Origin of the sequence: Streptomyces sp. NPDC057543 (assembly GCF_042801895.1) — a bacterium.
Classification (GTDB): Bacteria; Actinomycetota; Actinomycetes; order Streptomycetales; family Streptomycetaceae; genus Streptomyces.
The window spans coordinates 1-2,530 of sequence record NZ_JBHVFF010000530.1 but is presented as its reverse complement, the minus strand read 5'-3'; the positions used below and the strand labels follow the sequence as shown (position 1 = coordinate 2,530).

The following is a 2,530-nucleotide window of genomic DNA, read 5'->3' as shown; positions in this document are numbered from 1 at the left end:
ACTCCGTTGCGGCGTGATCCGCCGCTGACCGGGGGGTCAGGGACGTGGTTCTGTGCGATTCAGAGGGTTTTCGGGGGGGTTGCAACCGCCCGGAACACGCACGAGCCGGAGCAGCGGCGGACTTACCTGGCGAGTTCGGCCGGTTTGTCCAGCCGCGTCAGCTTCCGCGGGTTTCTCACGACGTAGATCCGGGTGACCCGCCCATTCTCCACCACGAGGCTCACCGCGGCCGGCTCGCCGTCGATCTCGATCCGGCCCGCGGGCGCGCCGTTGAGCCACACAGTCGTCGTCTCGAACGCGGCCACCACCCGGTTCGCGCGCGCGAGCAACGGCGCCACCAGTTCGGCCCCGTGGATCGGAGCCGGAGCGGCGGCCACAATCCCGCCGCCATCGGCGATCAGGACCACGTCGGGCGCCATGACCTCCATCAGCTCCTGCAACTGCCCGGTTCGCAACGCGACCAGGAACCGCTCCACCACGGCCTGCTGCTCCGACCGGTTCACCCGCACCCGCGGCCGCCGAGCCGCCACGTGCTCGCGTGCCCGCCGCGCGATCTGGCGCACCGTGGCCGCGGACTTGCCGACGGCCTCGGCGATCTCGCCGTACGGCGTCTCGAAGACCTCGCGGAGCACGAACACCGCCCGCTCGGTGGGCCCGAGTGTTTCGAGGACGGTCAGCATCGCGATCGAGACGCTCTCGGCGAGTTCGACGTCCTCGGCGACATCCGGGCTGGTCAGCAGCGGCTCCGGCAGCCACTCGCCGACGTACTCCTCGCGGCTGCGCGACAACGTACGCAGGCGGTTGAGCGCTTGCCGTGTGACGACCCGGACGAGGTACGCCCGCGGGTCGCTCACCTGCAACTGGTCGACGTCGGCCCACCGCAGCCAGGAATCCTGCAGCACGTCCTCCGCGTCGGCCGCGGAGCCGAGCATCTCGTAGGCGACTGTGAACAGCAGGCTGCGATGGACTACGAACGGGTCCTCGGTCATGCCGTCGACGCTACCGGGGACGTCTCGGGACGCGTGGCCAGCGGGATCTCGCAGGCATCGGAGAAGCCCTGCGAGGTGACCCCGTTCGCATTGTTGTTCCTGGTCGCCATGTTCACGAAGGCGATGTACGCGGTAAGTTCGACCATCGCCGCCGGGCCGAGCCGGTCGAGCAGGCTTGCGTACTGTTCGTCGGTGACGGTCGGGGGCGTGTTCGTCATGGCCTCGGCGTACTCCATCACGTCCCGCTCCAGCGGTGTGAACACCTCCGACTCCCGCCAGCGCGGCACCTGGCTCGCCTTGGCCAGGTCAAGGTTCTCGTTCTGCGCCTGGAAGTAGCCGACGTCGAGGCACCAGCTGCAGCCGACCTGCGCCGCGACCGCCATGTGCGCGAACGACTTGAGGCTCGCGTCGGCCGCATCCCACTCGCCCAGCCTGGCCGAAAACTCCAAGTTGGACGTGGCGACCTTGGGGCTGTGCCACACCACCTCGACGGGCTCGGGCACGGCACCGAGCTGCTTGATCATGTTTTCGCTGAGCTCGGTGGGAAGCTCGGCCTTCGGGACGCGTAGCGCCATGGTGTTCTCCTTGTGCGTTCGACTGGTTGCCATGAAGACACCGCCGGGCCCGCGGATGTGACAACCACTGCCATCGCGCACAGATCGCCGGCGCGCACAGGCCCGTGACCAGGCAGAGTTCACCGCCTGGCGCACCGTCCGGTACGTCACCCCGTACTTGCGCTCCCTTGTTCTTCTGATGACGGCTCGCCGCCCGTGAGGGCGGTGAGCCGTCACGGAGAGCGGGCCCGTAGTTCTTTCAGCCGGCCGCGGTGGGCTCTTCGGCTCGGGCCCGGGTGCCGGCGAGGCGGTAGGAGTCCGCGCCCTCGGCACACCCATCCAGATGGGCGAGAAGGCCGGCCATGACCGCGTTCGCGTCCGGCGCCTCGCCGACCGCGGACTGTTCACCGAGCCGAGCGCGAACCCCGACAGAACGCCGCTCGCCGCTCCACCCCGGGCAGGCCGCGGATGTCTGCCGGCGGGAGGACCTGGCGGAGCTGCTCACCGCCGACACCCCCTCGGGCCGGAGCCGGCCGCCGCCCGGCCCTGGGTCCGCCGAGCCGGCTTCGACCACATGGTGCGCCTCGGCCGGGTCCGCTCCCCGCAGTCGATCGAGGTCCGCTTCGGCACATGCCGGGCCGGGGCCGTAGACGTCGCGCTCTCCACCATGGCGTCCGTCGACGCGGTCGTCCCCGCGCACCCCGAGGTCGGCCGGGAGCAGCTGCGCGCGGTGGAGAAAGGCCGGCGCTCACCGCTCGCGTCACTGCGCCCGGCACCGGTGCCGGCTCCCGCATGAGCCTCCGGGCGCGCGTACAGCGCCAAAACGGCGCTCCCCCGCCCGCCGCGTCCCGGCCGTCCGGAAAGGCGGCCGGGGCGTGGCGGGCAGGTCGTGCCCGCCGGTATCGGTCACCGTCCGGTCCGGACGGATCCTGCTGTGCGCGGTCACGTTCGCCGGTCAGCCACCCTTCACACGGCCTCCCTTGGAAC

The 2,530-nt window shown here is 70.9% G+C and carries 4 protein-coding genes; 1 reads left to right on the top strand and 3 read right to left on the bottom strand.

Annotated elements, in window-relative coordinates:
- Nucleotides 1-122: 122 nt before the first annotated feature.
- The 3 genes from ACFU8Q_RS40920 to ACFU8Q_RS40910 all read right to left on the bottom strand — a co-directional run bounded on the left by ACFU8Q_RS40920 (nucleotide 123) and on the right by ACFU8Q_RS40910 (nucleotide 2,048).
- A complete protein-coding gene (locus ACFU8Q_RS40920; RefSeq protein WP_384465137.1) occupies nucleotides 123-989 on the bottom strand; it encodes an RNA polymerase sigma-70 factor in 867 nt (288 codons plus the stop codon).
- The gene (locus ACFU8Q_RS40915; protein WP_384465140.1) at nucleotides 986-1,564 is read right to left on the bottom strand and encodes a carboxymuconolactone decarboxylase family protein; all 579 of its coding nucleotides are present in this window, start codon (nucleotides 1,562-1,564) and stop codon (nucleotides 986-988) included. Before ACFU8Q_RS40915 ends, ACFU8Q_RS40920 begins: the two co-directional genes overlap by 4 nt.
- A 238-nt stretch (nucleotides 1,565-1,802) precedes the next feature.
- On the bottom strand, nucleotides 1,803-2,048 hold the full coding sequence (locus tag ACFU8Q_RS40910) for a hypothetical protein (RefSeq protein WP_384465134.1): 246 nt from the start codon (nucleotides 2,046-2,048) through the stop codon (nucleotides 1,803-1,805).
- A gap of 69 nt (nucleotides 2,049-2,117) precedes the next feature.
- On the opposite strand from ACFU8Q_RS40910, the gene ACFU8Q_RS40905 reads away from it, so the two are divergent.
- On the top strand, nucleotides 2,118-2,339 hold the full coding sequence (locus ACFU8Q_RS40905) for a hypothetical protein (protein WP_384465131.1): 222 nt from the start codon (nucleotides 2,118-2,120) through the stop codon (nucleotides 2,337-2,339).
- The last annotated feature ends 191 nt before the right edge of the window (nucleotides 2,340-2,530 follow it).

What these genes read in the sequence shown, in the direction of transcription:
- ACFU8Q_RS40915 (WP_384465140.1), bottom strand. Translation starts at nt 1,564, where the DNA reads ATGGCGCTACGCGTCCCGAAGGCCGAGCTTCCCACCGAGCTCAGCGAA.
- ACFU8Q_RS40905 (WP_384465131.1), top strand. Translation starts at nt 2,118, where the DNA reads ATGGTGCGCCTCGGCCGGGTCCGCTCCCCGCAGTCGATCGAGGTCCGC.
- ACFU8Q_RS40920 (WP_384465137.1), bottom strand. Translation starts at nt 989, where the DNA reads ATGACCGAGGACCCGTTCGTAGTCCATCGCAGCCTGCTGTTCACAGTC.